This window comes from Bradyrhizobium macuxiense (assembly GCF_007993935.1).
GTDB classification, from domain to species: Bacteria; Pseudomonadota; Alphaproteobacteria; order Rhizobiales; family Xanthobacteraceae; genus Bradyrhizobium; species Bradyrhizobium macuxiense_A.
On the sequence record NZ_VITY01000015.1, the window covers coordinates 168,781 to 189,345 of the forward strand.

The window sequence follows — 20,565 nt, forward strand, 5'->3', positions numbered from 1 at the left end:
GCGGAAAAACACGGTAGGCGGCGGGGGCGGCAGGGTCTCTGGCGGAAGCCGTTGGGAGACAGTCAGATTTCGGGCTTTTTCAGTCCGTAAAGCGGAGCGTTTGGACGAGCGGGTGCAGTGATGCGCCCCGCGCGTTGTTTTGCGTTTTGGAGGTGGTTGGGGCCGGGACGGGGATTTAATTCCTGACTTTGCGCTTCGTTCCTTCGAGACGATTCGAAATTCAACCCGGGGCCGACGGCAGTCGTGTCCCGGAAGGTTCGCCCCACAAAGGCGACGAAAATGAGAGGCCACGATGGCGCAGCAGACATTCACCGGTCGCAAACGCGTACGCAAGTTTTTCGGTCACATCAAGGAAGTCGCCGAGATGCCGAACCTCATCGAGGTTCAGAAGGCGTCCTATGACCAGTTCCTGATGGTCGACGAGCCGGCCGGCGGCCGCCTCGACGAGGGCCTGCAGGCGGTGTTCCGCTCGGTATTCCCGATCTCGGACTTCTCCGGCACCTCGATGCTCGAATTCGTCCGCTACGAGTTCGAACAGCCGAAATATGACGTCGACGAGTGCCGCCAGCGCGGCATGACCTTCGCTGCGCCGCTCAAGGTGACGCTGCGCCTCATCGTGTTCGATATCGACGAGGAAACCGGCGCCAAGTCGGTCAAGGACATAAAGGAGCAGGACGTCTACATGGGCGACATCCCGCTCATGACGATGAACGGCACCTTCGTCGTCAACGGCACCGAGCGCGTCATCGTCTCGCAGATGCACCGTTCGCCCGGCGTGTTCTTCGACCACGACAAGGGCAAGACCCATTCGTCCGGCAAGCTGCTGTTTGCCGCCCGCGTGATCCCGTATCGCGGTTCCTGGCTCGACATCGAGTTCGACGCCAAGGACATCGTGTTCGCGCGCATCGACCGCCGCCGCAAGCTGCCCGTGACCTCGCTGATGTACGCGCTCGGTCTCGACGGCGAGCAGATCCTGTCGACCTTCTACAAGAAGATCACCTACAAGCGGACCAAGGACGGATGGCGCGTGCCGTTCGACGCCAACCGCTTCCGCGGCTACTCGACCGTCAACGACCTGATCGACGCCGACACCGGCAAGGTGGTGCTCGAGGCCGGCAAGAAGCTGACCGTGCGCCAGGCGCGCCAGCTGCAGGAGAAGGGCCTCAAGGCGCTGCGCATGTCGGACGAGGAGCTCGTCGGCAACTACCTCGCCGAGGATCTCGTCAACCCGAAGACCGGTGAAATCTACGCCGAAGCCGGCGAGGAGATCACCGAGAAGTCGCTCAAGGTGCTCAACGAGCAGGGCTACAAGGACCTGCCGCTGCTCGACATCGACCACGTCAATGTCGGCGCCTATATCCGCAACACGCTGTCGGCCGACAAGAACATGACGCGTGAAGACGCGCTGTTCGACATCTACCGCGTGATGCGTCCGGGCGAGCCGCCGACGTTGGATTCGGCGCAGGCGATGTTCCAGTCGCTGTTCTTCGATGCCGAGCGCTACGACCTCTCCGCGGTCGGCCGCGTCAAGATGAACATGCGCCTTGAGCTCGATGCGCCCGACACCCATCGCACGCTGCGCAAGGAAGACATCCTGGCGGTCATCAAGACGCTGGTCGACCTGCGCGACGGCAAGGGCGAGATCGACGACATCGACCACCTCGGCAACCGCCGGGTGCGCTCGGTCGGCGAGCTGATGGAGAACCAGTACCGGATCGGCCTGCTCCGCATGGAGCGCGCCATCAAGGAGCGCATGTCGAGCGTCGATATCGACACCGTGATGCCGCAGGACCTGATCAACGCCAAGCCCGCGGCCGCCGCGGTGCGCGAGTTCTTCGGTTCCTCGCAGCTGTCGCAGTTCATGGACCAGACCAACCCGCTGTCGGAGATCACCCACAAGCGGCGCCTGTCGGCGCTTGGCCCGGGCGGTCTGACCCGCGAGCGTGCCGGCTTCGAAGTCCGCGACGTGCATCCGACGCATTACGGCCGCATCTGCCCGATCGAGACGCCGGAAGGTCCGAACATCGGCCTGATCAACTCGCTGGCGACGTTCGCGCGCGTCAACAAATACGGCTTCGTCGAGACGCCCTATCGCAAGATCAAGGACGGCCGGGTCACCGACGAGGTGGTCTATCTGTCGGCGATGGAAGAGGGCCGCTACCGCGTCGCGCAGGCCAACGTGCCGCTCGATGCCAAGGGCCGCTTCACCGACGACCTCGTGGTCTGCCGTCACGCCGGCGAAGTGCTGCCGGTCACGCCCGACAAGGTCGACTACATGGACGTGTCGCCGAAGCAGCTGGTTTCGGTCGCCGCGGCCCTGATCCCGTTCCTCGAGAACGACGACGCCAACCGCGCGCTGATGGGCTCGAACATGCAGCGCCAGGCGGTGCCGCTGGTTCGCGCCGAGGCGCCGTTCGTCGGCACCGGCATGGAAGGCGTGGTCGCCCGTGACTCCGGTGCTGCGATTGCAGCCCGCCGCTCGGGCGTGATCGACCAGATCGACGCCACCCGCGTCGTGATCCGTGCCACCGAGGATCTCGATCCGACCAAGTCGGGCGTCGATATCTACCGGCTGATGAAGTACCAGCGCTCCAACCAGTCGACCTGCATCAACCAGCGTCCGCTGGTGAAGGTCGGCGACATCGTCAAGAAGGGCGACATCATCGCTGACGGTCCGTCGACCGATCTCGGCGAGCTCGCGCTCGGCCGCAATGTGCTGGTCGCGTTCATGCCGTGGAACGGCTACAACTTCGAAGACTCGATCCTGCTCTCCGAGCGGATCGTGAAGGACGACGTGTTTACGTCGATCCATATCGAAGAATTCGAGGTGATGGCCCGCGACACCAAGCTTGGTCCTGAGGAAATCACCCGCGACATTCCGAACGTCTCGGAAGAAGCGCTGAAGAACCTCGACGAAGCCGGTATCGTCTACATCGGTGCGGAAGTCCGCGCCGGCGACATCCTGGTCGGCAAGATCACGCCGAAGGGCGAGAGCCCGATGACGCCGGAAGAGAAGCTGCTCCGCGCCATCTTCGGCGAGAAGGCCTCCGACGTCCGCGACACCTCGCTGCGCGTGCCTCCGGGCGTGCAGGGCACCATCGTGGAAGTCCGCGTGTTCAACCGCCACGGCGTCGACAAGGACGAGCGTGCGCTGGCGATCGAGCGCGAGGAGATCGAGCGTCTGGCCAAGGACCGCGACGACGAGCAGGCGATCCTGGACCGCAACGTCTACAACCGCCTCGCCGAGCTGCTGGAGAACCGCCAGGGCATCGCAGGTCCCAAGGGCTTCAAGAAGGACACCAAGATCACCCGCGCGGTGCTCGACGAGTATCCGAAGTCGCAGTGGTGGCTGTTCGCCTCGCCGAACGACAAGCTGATGGCCGAGATCGAGGCCATGCGGAAGCAGTACGACGAGTCGAAGAAGGGCCTCGAGCAGCGCTTCCTCGACAAGGTCGAGAAGCTGCAGCGTGGCGACGAGCTGCCGCCCGGCGTGATGAAGATGGTCAAGGTCTTCGTCGCGGTGAAGCGTAAGATCCAGCCCGGCGACAAGATGGCCGGCCGTCACGGCAACAAGGGCGTGGTGTCGAAGATCGTGCCGATCGAGGACATGCCGTTCCTCGAGGACGGTACCCATGCCGACATCGTGCTCAATCCGCTCGGCGTGCCGTCGCGCATGAACGTCGGTCAGATCCTCGAGACGCATCTCGGTTGGGCCTGCGCCGGCCTCGGCAAGCGCATCGGCCAGACCATCGACGCCTATTATCAGAGGCAGGATCTCAAGCCGCTGCGCGAGACCCTGAAGAAGATCTACGGCGAGGATGAAACCATCAAGTCGCTGAACGACAACGAACTGCTGGAGCTCGGCCGCAACCTGAGCCACGGCGTGCCGATCGCCACCCCAGTGTTCGACGGCGCCAAGGAAGCGGACATCGAGGAGATGCTGAAGCTCGCGGGCTTCGACGCCTCCGGCCAGTCGACCGTCTATGACGGCCGCACCGGCGATGCGTTCGATCGCAAGGTGACGATGGGCTACATCTACATGCTCAAGCTGCACCATCTCGTGGACGACAAGATCCACGCGCGTTCGATCGGACCGTACTCGCTCGTCACCCAGCAGCCGCTGGGCGGCAAGGCGCAGTTCGGCGGCCAGCGCTTCGGCGAAATGGAGGTCTGGGCGCTGGAAGCCTACGGCGCCGCCTACACGCTGCAGGAGATGCTGACCGTGAAATCGGACGACGTCGCCGGCCGTACCAAGGTGTACGAGGCGATCGTGCGCGGCGACGACACCTTCGAGGCCGGTATTCCGGAATCGTTCAACGTGCTGGTCAAGGAAATGCGCTCGCTCGGCCTCAACGTCGACCTGCACAATTCCAAGGTGGGACCGGCGCCGACGTCGGAAGCGGCCGAGTAACGCCGTGATTGATGCCCGGCGCGAGACGCGCCGGGCCTTCGCGCTCCGCTCGGACGTTGAGTGGGGCGCGCGCTGACTAAAACTTTCGAATTTGCTGCCGGTGACGATCGGCACGCGAGGAGAAGACCATGAATCAAGAGATTATGAATCTTTTCAATCCGACGACGCCGGCTCAGGTCTTCGACCAGATCCGGATTTCGATCGCGTCTCCGGAGAAGATTCTGTCCTGGTCGTACGGCGAGATCAAGAAGCCGGAGACCATCAACTACCGCACCTTCAAGCCGGAGCGCGACGGCCTGTTCTGCGCGCGCATCTTCGGGCCGATCAAGGACTACGAGTGCTTGTGCGGCAAGTACAAGCGGATGAAGTACAAGGGCATCATCTGCGAGAAGTGCTCGGTCGAGGTGACGCTGTCGCGCGTCCGGCGCGAGCGCATGGGCCATATCGAGCTGGCGGCGCCGGTCGCCCACATCTGGTTCCTGAAGTCGCTGCCGTCGCGCATCGGCCTGCTGCTCGACATGACGCTGAAGGATCTCGAGCGGATCCTGTATTTCGAATACTACGTCGTGCTCGAGCCGGGTCTGACCGCGCTGAAGGACCGTCAGCTGCTGTCGGAAGACGAGTATCTGAAGGCGCAGGACGAGTACGGCCAGGACAGCTTCACCGCCATGATCGGCGCCGAGGCGATCCGCGAGCTGCTCAAGGGTCTCGAGCTCGAGAAGCTCGAGGCGACGCTGCGTGCCGACATGGCGGAGACCGACTCCGACATCAAGCACAAGAAGCTCGCCAAGCGTCTGAAGATCGTCGAGGCCTTCCGCGTCTCCGGCAACAAGCCGGAATGGATGATCATGACGGTGGTGCCGGTGATTCCGCCGGACCTGCGTCCGCTGGTGCCGCTCGACGGCGGCCGGTTCGCGACCTCGGACCTCAACGACCTGTATCGCCGCGTCATCAACCGCAACAACCGCTTGAAGCGGCTGATGGAGCTGCGGGCGCCCGACATCATCATCCGCAACGAAAAGCGCATGCTGCAGGAGGCCGTCGACGCGCTGTTCGACAACGGCCGCCGCGGCCGCGTCATCACGGGCGCCAACAAGCGCCCGCTGAAGTCACTCGCCGACATGCTGAAGGGCAAGCAGGGCCGGTTCCGTCAAAACCTGCTCGGCAAGCGCGTCGACTATTCGGGCCGTTCGGTGATCGTGGTCGGTCCCGAGCTGCGCCTGCATCAGTGCGGCCTGCCGAAGAAGATGGCGCTCGAACTGTTCAAGCCGTTCATCTACTCGCGGCTCGACGCCAAGGGCCTGTCCACCACGGTGAAGCAGGCCAAGAAGCTGGTCGAGAAGGAGCGTCCGGAGGTCTGGGATATCCTCGATGAGGTGATCCGCGAGCATCCGGTGCTGCTCAACCGCGCGCCGACGCTGCATCGCCTCGGCATCCAGGCGTTCGAGCCGGTGCTGATCGAGGGCAAGGCGATCCAGCTGCATCCGCTGGTCTGCGCCGCGTTCAACGCCGACTTCGACGGCGACCAGATGGCCGTGCACGTTCCGCTGTCGCTCGAAGCGCAGCTGGAAGCGCGCGTCCTGATGATGTCGACCAACAACATCCTGCATCCGGCGAACGGCCAGCCGATCATCGTGCCGTCGCAGGACATCGTGCTCGGCCTCTACTACGTCTCGATCATGCGCGAAGGCCTGCCCGGCGAGGGCAAGATCTTCGGCGACATGGCCGAGCTCGAGCACGCCCTGCATTCGAAGGTCATCCACCTCCACACCAAGATCAAGTACCGGTGGGAAGGCCTCGACGAGGAAGGCAAGTTGTCCAAGCGGTGGATCGAAACCACCGCGGGCCGCGTCATGCTCGGCAACCTGCTGCCGAAGAGCACCAAGATCTCGTACGACATCATCAACAAGCTGATGACCAAGCGCGAGATCTCCGGCGTGATCGACCAGGTCTACCGGCACTGCGGTCAGAAGGAGACGGTGATCTTCTGCGACCGCATCATGGCGCTCGGCTTCTACAACGCCTTCAAGGCGGGCATTTCGTTCGGCAAGGACGACATGGTCGTGCCGGCGTCGAAGTGGAAGATCGTGGACCAGACCCGTACGCTGGCGAAGGATTTCGAGCAGCAGTACAATGACGGCCTGATCACCCATGGCGAGAAGTACAACAAGGTCGTCGACGCCTGGTCGAAGGCCGGTGAAGAAGTCGCCAAGGCGATGATGAAGGAGATCTCGTCGACCAAGAAGACGGCGGCGGGAGCCGATGCCGACATCAACTCGATCTACATGATGGCGCACTCCGGTGCGCGTGGTTCGCCGGCCCAGATGCGCCAGCTCGCCGGCATGCGCGGCCTGATGGCCAAGCCGTCGGGCGAGATCATCGAGACGCCGATCATTTCCAACTTCAAGGAAGGTCTGTCGGTGCTCGAGTACTTCAACTCGACCCACGGCGCCCGCAAGGGCCTCGCGGACACCGCGTTGAAGACCGCGAACTCCGGCTACCTGACCCGTCGTCTGGTCGACGTCGCGCAGGACTGCATCATCACGCAGACCGATTGCGGCACCAAGCTCGGCATCAAGATGCGCGCCATCGTCGATGCCGGTACCGTGGTCGCCTCGCTCGGCTCGCGCATCCTGGGCCGCACGGCCTGCGATGACGTGCGCGATCCCGCCACCAACGAGGTCGTCGTCAAGCGCGACACCTTGATGGAGGAGAGCCATGTCGACGCGATCCAGCAGGCCGGCATCCAGGAAGTGAAGATCCGCTCGGCACTGACCTGCGAGCTGATCAACGGCATCTGCGCCAAGTGCTACGGCCGCGATCTGGCCCGCGGCACCCCGGTCAACCACGGTGAGGCCGTCGGCGTCATCGCGGCGCAGTCGATCGGTGAGCCCGGTACGCAGCTGACGATGCGCACGTTCCACATCGGCGGCGCCGCCCAGCTCAACGAGCAGTCGTTCGTCGAATCGAACTTCGACGGCAAGATCGTGATCAAGAACAAGGCCATCGCCCGCAACAGCGAAGGCAGCCTGGTCGCGATGGTGCGCAACATGGTCGTTGCGATCGTCGATGCCGACGGCGCCGAGCGTGCAACCCACCGTATTCAGTACGGTTCGAAGATGCACGTCGACGACGGCGACATGGTCAAGCGCGGCCAGCGCATCGCCGAGTGGGATCCCTATACCCGCCCGGTGCTCACCGAAGTCGAGGGCACGATCGGATTCGAGGACCTGGTCGAAGGCCAGTCGATCTCGGAAACGCTCGACGAATCGACCGGTATTGCCAAGCGCGTGGTCATCGACTGGCGCACGACGCGCGGCGGCTCGGACCTGCGTCCGGCCATCGTGGTCAAGGGCAAGGACGGCAAGGTACTGAAGCTCGCGCGTGGCGGCGATGCCCGCTACATGCTGTCGGTCGACGGCATTCTGTCGGTCGACATCGGCGCGAAGGTGATGCCCGGCGACATCCTGGCGCGTATCTCGACCGAGAGCGCCAAGACGCGTGACATCACCGGCGGTCTGCCGCGGGTGGCGGAACTGTTCGAGGCTCGCAAGCCGAAGGACGCGGCGATCATCGCGGAGACCGCGGGAACGATCCGCTTCGGCCGCGACTACAAGAACAAGCGCCGCATCTCGATCGAGCCGATGGATAAGACCGAGGAGCCGCGCGAGTACCTGATCCCGAAGGGCAAGCACATCCACCTTCAGGACGGCGACATCGTCGAAAAGGGCGATTTCATCGTCGAAGGCAATCCGGCGCCGCACGACATCCTGGCGATCAAGGGCATCGAGGAACTCGCTGCCTATCTGGTCAACGAAATCCAGGAGGTCTACCGGTTGCAGGGCGTGCTCATCAACGACAAGCACATCGAGGTGATTGTCCGTCAGATGCTCCAGAAGGTCGAAGTCACCGATCAGGGCGACACCGACATGATCTCGGGCGAGCAGGTCGACAAGATCGAGTTCGACGCGCTCAACACCAAGGCCAAGGAGGAGGGCAAGAAGCCCGCCACGGGTACGCCGGTTCTGCTCGGCATCACCAAGGCGAGCTTGCAGACCCGCTCGTTCTTCTCGGCGGCGTCGTTCCAGGAGACCACGCGCGTGCTCACCGAGGCTGCCGTCAACGGCAAGATCGACCCGCTTGAAGGCCTCAAGGAGAACGTCATTGTCGGCCGCCTGATCCCGGCCGGCACCGGCGCCTCGATGGCGCGGATCCGCGAAGTCGCGGTCAAGCGCGACAAGCTGATCCTCGACGAGCGCGAGAAGCAGCAGGCGGCGATCGTGCCGACGGCTCCGGAAGCGGAGCCGCTGGCGCTGCCGCCCGCAGAATAGGCCTCCGCAAGACTACGGTAATGGCGAGAAGGCCGGCGTTTTGCCGGCCTTTTTGCTGCTTTCTTTCCCTGCTGCGGTGCAGGGACGCAGTTTGTTCATCTTCCCTTCAGGCAAAAAAGTGCTTTTGCTAGGGTGACTTAGACCGGCTGTTTGGCTGCCGGAGGTGACGGAATCCATATGCTTGACTTGGCTATCGTAGGCGGCGGCCCCGGGGGGCTGATGAGCGCCTGGTATTTGAAGCGCAAACTCGGCGACCTCTGTCGCATCACCATCTTCGAGGCGTCGAACCGCCTCGGCGGCAAGATCGTCACGCGCAAATTCGACAGCGCGCCGGCGATGTACGAGGCCGGCGTTGCCGAGATCTACGACTACTCGATGACGGGACCCGACCCGCTGCGCGAGTTGATCCAGCATTTCGGCTTGCAGACGATCCCGATGGATGCCGAGCAGGTGCAGCTCGACGGCGAACTGCTCGCCGACGTTCCGGGCATGCGCCGCAAATACGGCGCGAAGACCGCGGCCGCGATCGAGGCATTCCGCAAGCGCTGCGCCGACCTGGTGTCGCCGCACGAGTATTACGAGGGCATCGGCGCCCACGACAACGAGCACCCCTGGGCCTACAAGACCGCCGAGCAGATCCTCGACGAAGAGGTCGAGGACGCGACCGCCAAGCGATTCTTCAAGGTGATGGCGCGCTCCGACATCGCGACCGAGAGCCACAACACCAACGGCCTCAACGCGCTGAAGAACTACGTGATGGATGTCGACGGCTATATCGGCCTGTATTCGATCCAGAACGGCAACGAGCAGCTGATCGATTGCCTGCGCTCGGAGGTCAGCGCCGATATCCAGCTCAACCATCGCGTCCTCAAGGTCGGCAAGACCGAGCAGGGCCGCTACCAGCTCAACATGATGAACGGCAAGGGGCCGGAGACGCGCGACTTCGACCTCGTGCTGGTCTGCCTGCCGCACTCCTGGCTCGCGACCATGCGCTGGGACGGCGAGCAGCTGCGCAAATCGATGGTCAAGCACGTCGCCTATTTCGACCGGCCGGCGCACTATCTGCGCGTCTCGATCCTGTTCGACGAGCCGTTCTGGGGCGAGAAGATCCCAGGCGCCTGGTTCATGTCGGAGGCGTTCGGCGGCTGCTGCGTCTACAATGAGGGCGCGCGCCACGATGTCGGCAAGCACGGCGTGCTGAACTGGCTGATCGCCGGCTCCGACGCGCTGGCCTACGCCAATCTCAGCGACGAGGAGCTGATCGACGCCGCGCTGAAGTCGCTGCCGGCCTCGCTCGGCAACGCGCGCGAACACTTCCTCGAAGGCAAGACCCACCGCTGGCTGTCGTCGGTCAACGCGTTGCCGGGCGGCCTGCCGGTGCGCGACGTCATGACCAACCATCGTCCGGAGCCGAAGGAGCACCCCGGCCTCGTGGTGGTGGGCGACTATCTGTTCGATTCGACACTGAACGGGCTGCTCGATTCCTCCGATGCCGCGACCGACATCGTCGTCACCGAGATGATGCGGCTGCGCCGCGCCCGCGCGCAGGACGAAGGCACGCTGTCCGACAAGGTCGACCGCGCCTATTTCGACAATTATCGCGGCGCCGGTCCTTACGGCGAAGTCTGGCGCAACTTCACCGACCCGGCCTATCTGACCGACCTGATCAAGACGGTCTGGGGCAGGGCGAAGGGCTACAAGCTCTTGATCGCCGGCTCCGCCAGCGGCGAGCTGGTCGGCGCGCTGCGCGAGCGCGGCATCGATGCCTGGGGCATCGAGAACAACCGCTACATCCACGGCAAGACGCCGAAGGCGCTCAAGAAGTACAACAAGCTCGGCTCGATCGCCGACATGCCGTTCAAGGACGATGAGTTCGACTTCGTGTTCGAGACCTCGCTATGCCATCTCGGCGAGAAGCAGGTCGTGCGCGGGGTGCGCGAGCTCAACCGCGTGGTCAAGACCGGCGTCGTGTTCGCGTCGGTGACCTCGGACATGGCGCCGGCGGTGATCGATCGCTACGATCTGCTGCGCGGCGTGAAGAAGCTCGGCACCTGGTGGGAATGGTCGGAACTGTTCTTCGGCAACGGCTTCGACCTGTCGATGCATCGCCGCGACTGCACCGATGCGCTGTGGACGTTGACGCTCGCCGCCAACAAGGGGCCGGGGCAGTGGTACGCCGACTCCGACAGCCTGCGTTATTCGTTCTTCGACAAGGTCGAGGCCGACCTCGACGACTAGCGACAAGACGAGCAGGGTCCGGCGCAAGGCGAATTGGTCTTGCGCCAACCAATTGTCGAACGACGGCCCAACCTGTGATCCCGAATCCACGGAACGGTGTCGCTGCGCGTCGCGCTGTCCCAAACGCTTTGCCGAATTCTCCGTGATCGCATAGAATTGCAGCCGCAGCGTTGTCAGCTGCGGTTTCGATTTGCGGTCATGCCGGCCGTGGAGCATCGGTTGGTTTCATGGCGCCAAGACCTCCTGCATCAAGACCTCCTGCGTCAGACGATCCGACGAGATCGGCGGCCGATGATCCCGAGCTGAAGAAGAAGCCGGCGCCCGTGCCCGGTCCGCCCGCGGCGGCAGCCTCCGCAAAGCCCGCCGCGGCACCGGCCGACGACGAAGATGAGGACGACGAGGAGGAGGACGAGTTCGAGCTTGACGATGATGATGACGAGGATCTCGTCGTCTTCACCGCCAAGGAAGCCGCCGGCGCGCTGTCGACGATCTATGGCTTCATCAGGCCGATCCTGACCAACTACAAGAAGCCGCTCGCGTTCGTCACCATCGGCGTGCTGGTCGAGACGTTGTTCAACGTCATCATGCCGCTCAGCCTGAAATTCCTGATCGACGATGCGCTCGGCGAGGAGGATTTCCAGGCGCTCTACAAGATCCTCGGCGTGCTCGCGGTCGCCGGCATCGTCACCTCGATCATCGCGGTCTGGTACGAGCGCTGGGATGCGCGGCTTGGTGCCGGCATCATCGCCGACGTCCGGACCCGAATCTTCGAGCATGTCCAGAACCTGCCCTCGGCCTATTTCGCGCGCACCAAGCGCGGCGAGATCCTGTCGCGCTTCTCGATCGACCTGTCGGCCTTCGAGGGCTCGGTCAAGACCTTCGCCAACAGCGCGGCGCTGCCGGGCTTCGAATTGATCGCCGGCATCATCCTGATGCTGTTCCTGAACTGGCAGCTGGCCGCGGTCGCCCTGCTGGTGTTTCCGATCACGCTGATCGGGCCGCGCATCCTGACGCCGAAGGCGGTGCAGGCCAATTACGAGCAGAAGCAGAACGAAGCCGCGCTGCTCGGAACCGTGCAGGAGAACGTCGCCGCGCAGGCGGTGGTGAAGGCGTTCAACCTGCAGCGCCGGGCGCTCGGCTGGTTCACGCTGCGCAACCGCGACGTCCGCGCCAAGGCCGCCTCGGCCATGTTCCTGTCGACCATGGTGGAACGCACCGTCACCATCGCGGTGCTGCTGCTCCACCTCGTGGTGCTGGCGATCGGCGCCTATCTCGCCACCAAGGGGCAGATCACGGTCGGCACCTTCGTGACCTTCGAGAGCGCATTCTGGGAGGTGTCGTACAACATCGCCCATCTCATGCATTTCATCCCGGTGTCGATCTCGTCGGCGGCGGCGGTGCGGCATATCCAGGAACTGCTCGACGAGCCGACCCGCGGCGCCGACCGTCCCGGTGCACCGGATCTGCCGCGCATCACCAACGACATCTCGTTCGAGCGCGTCACCTTCCAATATGAAGGCGCGCAGACGCCGGTGCTCGACAATCTCAGCCTCAAGCTCAATGCCGGCAAGAGCATCGCGATCGTCGGCCCGAGCGGCTCCGGCAAGAGCACGCTGATCAACCTGATCTTGCGGCTCTACGTGCCGGACGAGGGCCGCGTCGCCATCGACGGCGTCGATATCCGCCGGGTGACGCGCGAGTCGCTGCGGGCGAACATGGCGGTCGTGTTCCAGGAGAACATGCTGTTCAACATGTCGATCCGCGAGAACATCCGGATCGGCAAGGAAGGGGCCACCGACGCGGAGGTCGAGGACGCGGCCAAGAAGGCCGAGATCCATCGCTACATCATGAGCCTGCCGCAGCGCTACGACACGTCGGTCGGCGAACGCGGCGATACCTTGTCCGGCGGCCAGCGCCAGCGCATCGCGATCGCGCGCGCGATCATCCGCAATCCATCCGTGCTGCTGCTCGACGAGGCGACCTCGGCGCTGGACCAGACCACGGAGGCCGCGATCAACCGCACGCTGCTCAAGGTCGCGGAGGGCCGCACCATGATCTGGTCGACGCACCGCCTGACCTCGGTGGTCGAGATGGACGAGATCATCGTGATCTCAGGCGGCAGGGCGATCGAACGCGGCTCGCACGAGGAGCTGCTGGCCCGGAATGGCGTCTACCGCAAGCTGTGGGACGACCAGGGCCATGTCCATCACGACGCGGACGACGAAGACGATGACGCGGACGATGAAGACGAGGATGATGACGACGAGGATGAGGACGAAGACGAGGAGGCGTGACGCCAGCGGCTCGTGACGTCCGGCCGCTATGCCCTGTCTGCCGCCTGCGGACGTTGCCGGAACTGACTGGCCGTCCGTGTTGCCGAGGCCGCCTGCGGGCGGTGCAGCCGGCGCAACGAGCCGCGGCCGAGATAGCCGAGGAAGCGCGCCCAGCGCTGGGCCTGCCAGTAGGGTCCGCTGCCGATCGACACCTCACGGAAGCTGAAGGCCTTGGCGTTCGACCAGGCATCGCATTCCCTCTTCACCGGATCGTCGTAGAACGCGGTGATCTTCTCCTCGCCCATGCCGTCGGTCGCAAGCCAGGCCGGGATGTGGACGTTGCAGAGCTGGGAGACGTCGGTGAACACCTTGTCGGTTCCGGTGCCGGTGACCGGGCAGGTGCTGGCGAAGGCGTCGCCGACCAGGACGACGCCGGCCTGCCGATAGCCGGTGCTGACATAGACGTCGGCGGGCCGGACCTTGATGTCGCCGGCGACGCCGAATTCGCCGGTGAGCCGGCGCAGCCGCGGCAGCGCGGCGTTCAGCGTCTCGACCGGATTGCGCCGCATCGTCCGCAGCCAGGGATCGTCGGCCTGGCGGTAGGTGAAGAGGTTGGCGCGCATCCGGTTTCCGATCGGAAACAGCGTGATGTAGGGGATGAGGTCGCTCGGCCGCTCCGAGAAATAGGTCATGGCCGCGAACGGGAAGGCGGGGCGGCCGACGGGGACGAAATCGAAGCCGAGCGAGATCGAGTGGCAATGGCTGGTGACCAGCCGCTCGATGCCGAGCATCCGGCGCAGCCCGACATTCAGGCCGTTGGCCAGCACCACGAGGCGGGCCGAGATCTCCTCGCCGTTGGCAAGCACGACCTTCTGCCGTTCGGAGCTGGTCGCGACGTTGACGACCTTGTCGCAAATGAATTCCGCCGGCCGCGCGATTTCGTCCCGAATCGCGGTGATCAGCGCCTCGTACATGATGCCGTACTGCCGGCTCGGTTGCCGGTCGAGCAGATGGCCGAATCGCGCGATCCAGTTCTCGCCGTCTAGTGTCGCCGAGCGGAGCACGGATTCGGCAAGGCCGGTCCTGGCGAATCGCTCGAGCTGGAGGTCGCCGCCGATCTTTTCGACACGGAAATCGAACGGATAGACCCGGTGCGGGTCGATCAGCACGGTCGGTATTCCGGCACGGCCGAGCATGGCGGCGGCGATCGAGCCCGCAAGACCTCCGCCGATGATCGCGATGTCGGTGTACCGCATGAGAGATTCCGTGGCCGTCGATCGCGATTTTTGCGCTGCGAATGGCAAATAAAGGCTTAGTTTCGAAATTTGCCTTCAGGTCTAAGTTGGGGAGAATTGTTTCTATTCATATTTTATCCGGGTGAAATATGAGTCCGCTGCCGTGCCGGAAATTCGGACTGGGGCGAGGCGAGCGCGGACGCTGTCATATTTCGTCGCCCGGCGGGCGCCGGCGAAATGCGAAATCCGCAAGTGGCAGAGGCGTTTCTTTGCTTGTCGTTTTGCTTGACTTCACTATCTCTCGATTATACAAGGCGCCCACTTAACGACAGGCGGTGAGCTACGCCAGCGTCGGAACGGAACACCCGAAGGCCCTTTTTCAGGCGCCGGACGGGCACCAACCTCGACGAATGCCGCTCAAACGCTGTCGATGATAGCTAGGCAATGCCAGGACGATATTGGTTCTCTTGAGCTCGTCCTCTTGAGATTGATTTCGGATGCATGACCTCGGTGGCGGACCGGACAGCGAACGCTGAACGGTTCGGGATCGCGGTCCTCTGTGGCGTCGAAGCGCTTTCCGCTCAGCGATGAGTGGTTGGCGCGATTTCGCTTTGCGCGGGTATTTGATTCGCGTCGAGCGGGCCGTACGGGACGGCTTTTCCCGAGAAGAATTGGCGGGGCCATTCAAGGCTTCGCGAACTAAAGGGTGAAGGCTACATGCCGACGATCAACCAGCTGATCGCAAAACCGCGTGAAGTGCAGAAGTCGCGTAAGAAGGTGCCGGCGCTGCAGCAGTCGCCGCAGAAGCGCGGCGTGTGCACGCGCGTCTACACCACGACCCCGAAGAAGCCGAACTCGGCGCTTCGTAAGGTCGCCAAGGTGCGCCTGACCAACGGCTTCGAGGTGATCGGCTACATCCCGGGTGAAGGCCATAACCTTCAGGAGCACTCGGTGGTCATGATCCGCGGCGGCCGCGTCAAGGACTTGCCCGGCGTGCGCTACCACATCCTCCGCGGCGTGCTGGATACCCAGGGCGTCAAGAACCGTAAGCAGCGTCGTTCGAAGTACGGCGCGAAGCGTCCGAAGTAAGCGGGAAACGATCAGATGTCGCGTCGCCATTCTGCCGAGAAGCGTGAAGTTCTTCCGGATCCGAAGTTCGGGAACATCATCATTACGAAGTTCATGAACTCGGTGATGTACGCCGGGAAGAAGTCGGTTGCCGAAAACATCGTCTACGGTGCGCTCGGCATGATCGAGAGCAAGACCAAGCAGAACCCGCTCGGCGTGTTCGAGCAGGCGCTTGAGAACGTGATGCCGACCATCGAGGTTCGCTCCCGCCGCGTCGGCGGCGCGACCTACCAGGTTCCGGTGGAAGTTCGTTCGGTGCGCCGTCAGGCGCTCGGCATCCGCTGGCTGATCTCGGCCGCCCGTGAGCGCAACGAGAAGACCATGACGGAGCGTCTCTCGGCCGAGCTGCTCGACGCCTCGAACAACCGCGGCAACGCCGTCAAGAAGCGTGAAGACGTGCACCGGATGGCGGAAGCCAACCGCGCGTTCTCGCACTATCGCTGGTAAGGCGAACAACGGAATCTAAGGAACAGTCTCATGCCCCGCCAACATGCCATCGAGGACTACCGCAACTTCGGTATCATGGCGCATATCGACGCCGGCAAGACCACGACCACCGAGCGCATCCTGTATTACACCGGCAAGAGCCACAAGATCGGCGAAGTGCACGAAGGTGCCGCGACGATGGACTGGATGGAGCAGGAGCAGGAGCGTGGCATCACGATCACCTCGGCTGCGACCACCGCGTTCTGGAACGGCAAGCGCCTGAACATCATCGACACCCCCGGCCACGTCGACTTCACCATCGAAGTCGAGCGTTCGCTGCGCGTGCTCGACGGCGCCGTTTGCGTTCTCGACTCCAACCAGGGCGTCGAGCCGCAGACCGAGACCGTCTGGCGCCAGGGCGACAAGTACAAGGTTCCGCGCATCGTCTTCGCCAACAAGATGGACAAGACCGGCGCCGACTTCTTCAAGTGCCTGGCCGACATCGTCGACCGCCTCGGCGCCAAGCCGATCGCGATCCAGCTTCCGATCGGCGCCGAGAGCAACTTCAAGGGTCTCGTCGACCTCGTGAAGATGAAGGGCGTCATCTGGAACGATGAATCGCTCGGCGCCAAGTTCGACTATGTCGACATCCCGGAAGACCTGGTCGAGCAGGCCAAGGAATATCGCGAGAAGATGGTGGAAGCCGCCGTCGAGCTCGACGACGACGCGTTGGCTGCGTTCCTCGACGGCAAGGAGCCGGACGAGGCGACCCTGAAGCGCCTGATCCGCAAGGCCGTGCTGACCGGTGCGTTCTATCCGGTGCTGTGCGGTTCCGCGTTCAAGAACAAGGGCGTGCAGCCGCTGCTCGACGCCGTCGTCGACTATCTGCCGTCGCCGATCGACGTGCCCGCGATCAAGGGCACCGATGAGGACGGCAACGAAGTCGTGCGCAAGGCGGACGACAAGGAGCCGCTGGCGCTGCTCGCGTTCAAGATCATGGACGACCCCTTCGTCGGCACCATCACCTTCTGCCGCATCTACTCCGGCATCCTGCAGTCGGGCACCGGCGTCGTTAACTCGACCCGCGAGAAGAAGGAACGTATCGGCCGCATGCTGCTGATGCATGCGAACAACCGTGAAGACATCAAGGAAGCCTATGCCGGCGACATCGTCGCGCTGGCCGGCCTGAAGGAAGCGCGCACCGGTGACACGCTGTGCGATCCCAACAAGCCCGTCATCCTCGAGAAGATGGAATTCCCGGAGCCGGTGATCGAGATCGCGATCGAGCCGAAGTCGAAGGCCGACCAGGAGAAGCTGGGCGTGGCGCTGGCCAAGCTCGCCGCGGAGGATCCGTCCTTCCGCGTGTCGACCGACCACGAGTCCGGCCAGACCATCCTCAAGGGCATGGGCGAACTGCATCTCGACATCAAGGTCGACATCCTCAAGCGCACCTACAAGGTCGACGCCAACATCGGCGCGCCGCAGGTGGCGTTCCGTGAGCGTGTCACCAAGCGGGTCGAGCACAGCTACACCCACAAGAAGCAGACCGGCGGTACCGGCCAGTTCGCGGCCGTGACGATCATCGTCGAGCCGAACGAAGCCGGGAAGGGCTACGAGTTCGAATCGAAGATCGTCGGCGGCGCGGTGCCGAAGGAATACATCCCCGGCGTCGAAAAGGGTCTCGAGAGCGTGCTGTCCTCCGGCGTGGTCGCGGGCTTCCCGATCGTCGACGTCAAGGTGCAGCTGATCGACGGCAAGTTCCACGACGTCGACTCGTCGGCGCTGGCCTTCGAAATCGCCACGCGCGCCTGCTTCCGCGAGGCGCTGCAGATGGGCAAGTCCGTTCTGCTCGAGCCGATCATGAAGGTCGAGGTGGTGACCCCGGAAGACTACACCGGTTCGGTCATCGGCGACCTGAATTCCCGGCGCGGCCAGATCCAGGGCCAAGACATGCGCGGCAACGCCAACGTCATCAACGCGATGGTGCCGCTCATGAACATGTTCGGTTACGTGAACAACCTGCGCTCGATGAGCCAGGGTCGCGCGACCTTTACAATGCAGTTCGATCACTACGCCGAAGCTCCGGCGAACGTGTCGGCTGAAGTCCAGAAAAAGTTTGCTTGATTGTCGTTGGTTAGCAGCTAACGACTGAACGGAGAGTCAAATGGCCAAAGCAAAATTCGAGCGTAACAAGCCCCACTGCAACATCGGCACCATCGGTCACGTCGACCATGGCAAGACCTCGCTGACCGCAGCGATCACCAAGGTGCTTGCAGAAACCGGCGGCGCGACGTTCACCGCCTACGACCAGATCGACAAGGCGCCGGAAGAGAAGGCGCGCGGCATCACGATCTCGACCGCTCACGTCGAGTACGAGACGACCAACCGCCACTATGCTCACGTCGACTGCCCCGGCCACGCCGACTACGTGAAGAACATGATCACCGGCGCCGCGCAGATGGACGGCGCGATCCTGGTCGTGTCGGCTGCCGACGGCCCGATGCCGCAGACCCGCGAGCACATCCTGCTCGCCCGCCAGGTCGGCGTGCCCGCGCTCGTCGTGTTCCTCAACAAGTGCGACATGGTCGACGATCCGGAGCTGCTCGAGCTCGTCGAGATGGAAGTTCGCGAGCTGCTCTCGAAGTACGAGTTCCCGGGCGATGACATTCCGATCATCAAGGGCTCGGCGCTCGCCGCCCTCGAAGACAAGGACAAGAAGCTCGGCCACGACGCCATCCTCGAGCTGATGCGCAATGTCGACGAGTACATCCCGCAGCCGGAGCGTCCGATCGACCAGCCGTTCCTGATGCCGGTCGAAGACGTGTTCTCGATCTCGGGCCGCGGCACCGTCGTCACCGGCCGTGTCGAGCGCGGCGTGATCAAGGTCGGCGAGGAAATCGAAATCGTCGGTATCCGCGACACCCAGAAGACCATCGTCACCGGCGTCGAAATGTTCCGCAAGCTGCTCGATCAGGGCCAGGCCGGCGACAACATCGGTGCGCTGCTCCGCGGCACCAAGCGCGAGGAAGTCGAGCGTGGCCAGGTGCTGTGCAAGCCCGGTTCGGTCAAGCCGCACACCAAGTTCAAGGCTGAGGCTTACATCCTCACCAAGGAAGAGGGCGGTCGTCACACCCCGTTCTTCACCAACTACCGTCCGCAGTTCTACTTCCGCACCACCGACGTGACCGGTGTCGTGCATCTGCCGGAAGGCACCGAGATGGTGATGCCGGGCGACAACATCGCGATGGAAGTGCACCTGATCGTGCCGATCGCGATGGAAGAGAAGCTGCGCTTCGCGATCCGCGAAGGTGGCCGCACCGTCGGCGCCGGCGTCGTCGCCGCCATCATCGAGTAAGTACGCGAATAGGGAATGGCGAGTAGCGGGTGGGTAACCATTCGCTATTCGCTACTCGCCACTCACTAAAGAAAGAATACGGCAATGAACGGCCAAAATATTCGCATCCGTCTCAAGGCGTTCGACCATCGAATCCTCGATACGTCGACCCGCGAGATCGTGAACACGGCGAAGCGCACCGGTGCGCAGGTTCGCGGACCGATTCCGCTGCCGACCCGCATCGAGAAGTTCACCGTCAACCGTTCGCCGCACGTTGACAAGAAGAGCCGCGAGCAATTCGAGATGCGCACTCACAAGCGCCTTCTCGACATTGTCGACCCGACCCCGCAGACCGTCGATGCGCTGATGAAGCTCGACCTGGCCGCCGGTGTCGACGTCGAGATCAAGCTCTAAGGTTTTGGATTTTTACGTCCGCCGCTTGCGGACAGAAAGACAGGAAGCACGCCGATGCGCTCCGGAGTGATCGCACAAAAGGTCGGGATGACGCGGGTCTTTACGGAGACCGGCGAGCATATCCCTGTGACCGTGCTGAAGTTGGGCAACTGCCAGGTGCTGGGCCACCGCACGACCGAGAAGAACGGCTATGTCGCTCTGCAGCTCGGCTCGGGCGCCCGCAAGACCGTGTACATGCCCAAGGCCGAACGCGGCCAGTTCGCAGTCGCCAAGGTCGAGCCGAAGCGCAAGGTCGCCGAGTTCCGCGTGTCCGAGGATGCGCTGATCCCGGTCGGCGCGGAAATCCAGGCGGACCATTTCGTGGTCGGCCAGTTCGTCGACGTGACCGGCACCTCGATCGGTAAGGGCTTCGCCGGCGGCATGAAGCGCTGGAATTTCGGCGGTCTGCGCGCCACTCACGGTGTGTCGATCTCGCACCGCTCGATCGGTTCGACCGGTGGCCGTCAGGACCCCGGCAAGACCTGGAAGAACAAGAAGATGCCCGGCCACATGGGCGTCGACCGCATCACCACGCTCAATCTGCGCGTGGTGCAGACCGACGTCGAGCGCGGCCTGATCCTCGTCGAAGGCGCCGTTCCCGGCTCCAAGGGCGGCTGGATCTCGGTGCGCGACGCGGTCAAGAAGCCGCTGCCGAAGGAAGCCCCGAAGCCCGGCAAGTTCAAGGTTGCCGGCGGCGAAGCCGTCGAGGCTGCGGCCGAGCAGGAGGGCGCGTGAG

The 20,565-nt window shown here is 63.6% G+C and carries 11 protein-coding genes; 10 read left to right on the plus strand and 1 reads right to left on the minus strand.

The annotated features are described in order from the left end of the window. The first annotated feature begins 292 nt into the window (after positions 1 to 292). The 4 genes from rpoB to FBZ93_RS32675 all read left to right on the plus strand — a co-directional run bounded on the left by rpoB (position 293) and on the right by FBZ93_RS32675 (position 13,274). Positions 293 to 4,411 (plus strand): DNA-directed RNA polymerase subunit beta, encoded by a 4,119-nt coding sequence (gene rpoB / locus FBZ93_RS32660; RefSeq protein ID WP_095735104.1) that lies wholly within the window; start codon positions 293 to 295, stop codon positions 4,409 to 4,411. A gap of 128 nt (positions 4,412 to 4,539) precedes the next feature. Further along, the gene (gene rpoC / locus FBZ93_RS32665) at positions 4,540 to 8,742 is read left to right on the plus strand and encodes a DNA-directed RNA polymerase subunit beta' (RefSeq protein WP_146991517.1); all 4,203 of its coding nucleotides are present in this window, start codon (positions 4,540 to 4,542) and stop codon (positions 8,740 to 8,742) included. Between the two features lie 177 nt (positions 8,743 to 8,919). After that, a complete protein-coding gene (locus FBZ93_RS32670; RefSeq protein ID WP_146991518.1) occupies positions 8,920 to 10,980 on the plus strand; it encodes an FAD-dependent oxidoreductase in 2,061 nt (686 codons plus the stop codon). A 227-nt stretch (positions 10,981 to 11,207) separates the two neighbouring features. Beyond that, positions 11,208 to 13,274 carry an ABC transporter ATP-binding protein gene (locus FBZ93_RS32675; protein WP_146991519.1) on the plus strand — a complete coding sequence of 689 codons (2,067 nt, stop codon included), beginning with the start codon at positions 11,208 to 11,210 and terminating at the stop codon, positions 13,272 to 13,274. Positions 13,275 to 13,300: 26 nt separating this feature from the next. Here FBZ93_RS32675 and FBZ93_RS32680 read toward each other — a convergent pair whose 3' ends face one another. Continuing rightward, positions 13,301 to 14,509, minus strand: coding sequence for an FAD-dependent oxidoreductase (locus tag FBZ93_RS32680; RefSeq protein WP_146991520.1), 1,209 nt, complete (start codon positions 14,507 to 14,509; stop codon positions 13,301 to 13,303). A 696-nt stretch (positions 14,510 to 15,205) separates the two neighbouring features. On the opposite strand from FBZ93_RS32680, the gene rpsL reads away from it, so the two are divergent. The 6 genes from rpsL (at position 15,206) to rplC (ending at position 20,564) form a co-directional block, all read left to right on the plus strand. Continuing rightward, positions 15,206 to 15,577 carry a 30S ribosomal protein S12 gene (gene rpsL / locus FBZ93_RS32685; RefSeq protein WP_028168167.1) on the plus strand — a complete coding sequence of 124 codons (372 nt, stop codon included), beginning with the start codon at positions 15,206 to 15,208 and terminating at the stop codon, positions 15,575 to 15,577. 15 nt (positions 15,578 to 15,592) lie between these two features. Next, complete coding sequence (gene rpsG / locus FBZ93_RS32690; RefSeq protein ID WP_066499397.1) at positions 15,593 to 16,063, plus strand: 30S ribosomal protein S7; 471 nt, start codon at positions 15,593 to 15,595, stop codon at positions 16,061 to 16,063. Between the two features lie 30 nt (positions 16,064 to 16,093). Next, complete coding sequence (gene fusA, locus FBZ93_RS32695; RefSeq protein ID WP_146991521.1) at positions 16,094 to 18,166, plus strand: elongation factor G; 2,073 nt, start codon at positions 16,094 to 16,096, stop codon at positions 18,164 to 18,166. Between the two features lie 40 nt (positions 18,167 to 18,206). Continuing rightward, on the plus strand, positions 18,207 to 19,397 hold the full coding sequence (tuf, locus tag FBZ93_RS32700) for an elongation factor Tu (protein WP_146991522.1): 1,191 nt from the start codon (positions 18,207 to 18,209) through the stop codon (positions 19,395 to 19,397). A gap of 84 nt (positions 19,398 to 19,481) precedes the next feature. Beyond that, positions 19,482 to 19,790: a 30S ribosomal protein S10 gene (gene rpsJ / locus FBZ93_RS32705; RefSeq protein WP_002712302.1), complete on the plus strand. Its 309-nt coding sequence runs from the start codon at positions 19,482 to 19,484 to the stop codon at positions 19,788 to 19,790. A 54-nt stretch (positions 19,791 to 19,844) separates the two neighbouring features. After that, the gene (rplC, locus tag FBZ93_RS32710; RefSeq protein ID WP_146991523.1) at positions 19,845 to 20,564 is read left to right on the plus strand and encodes a 50S ribosomal protein L3; all 720 of its coding nucleotides are present in this window, start codon (positions 19,845 to 19,847) and stop codon (positions 20,562 to 20,564) included. The last annotated feature ends 1 nt before the right edge of the window (position 20,565 follow it).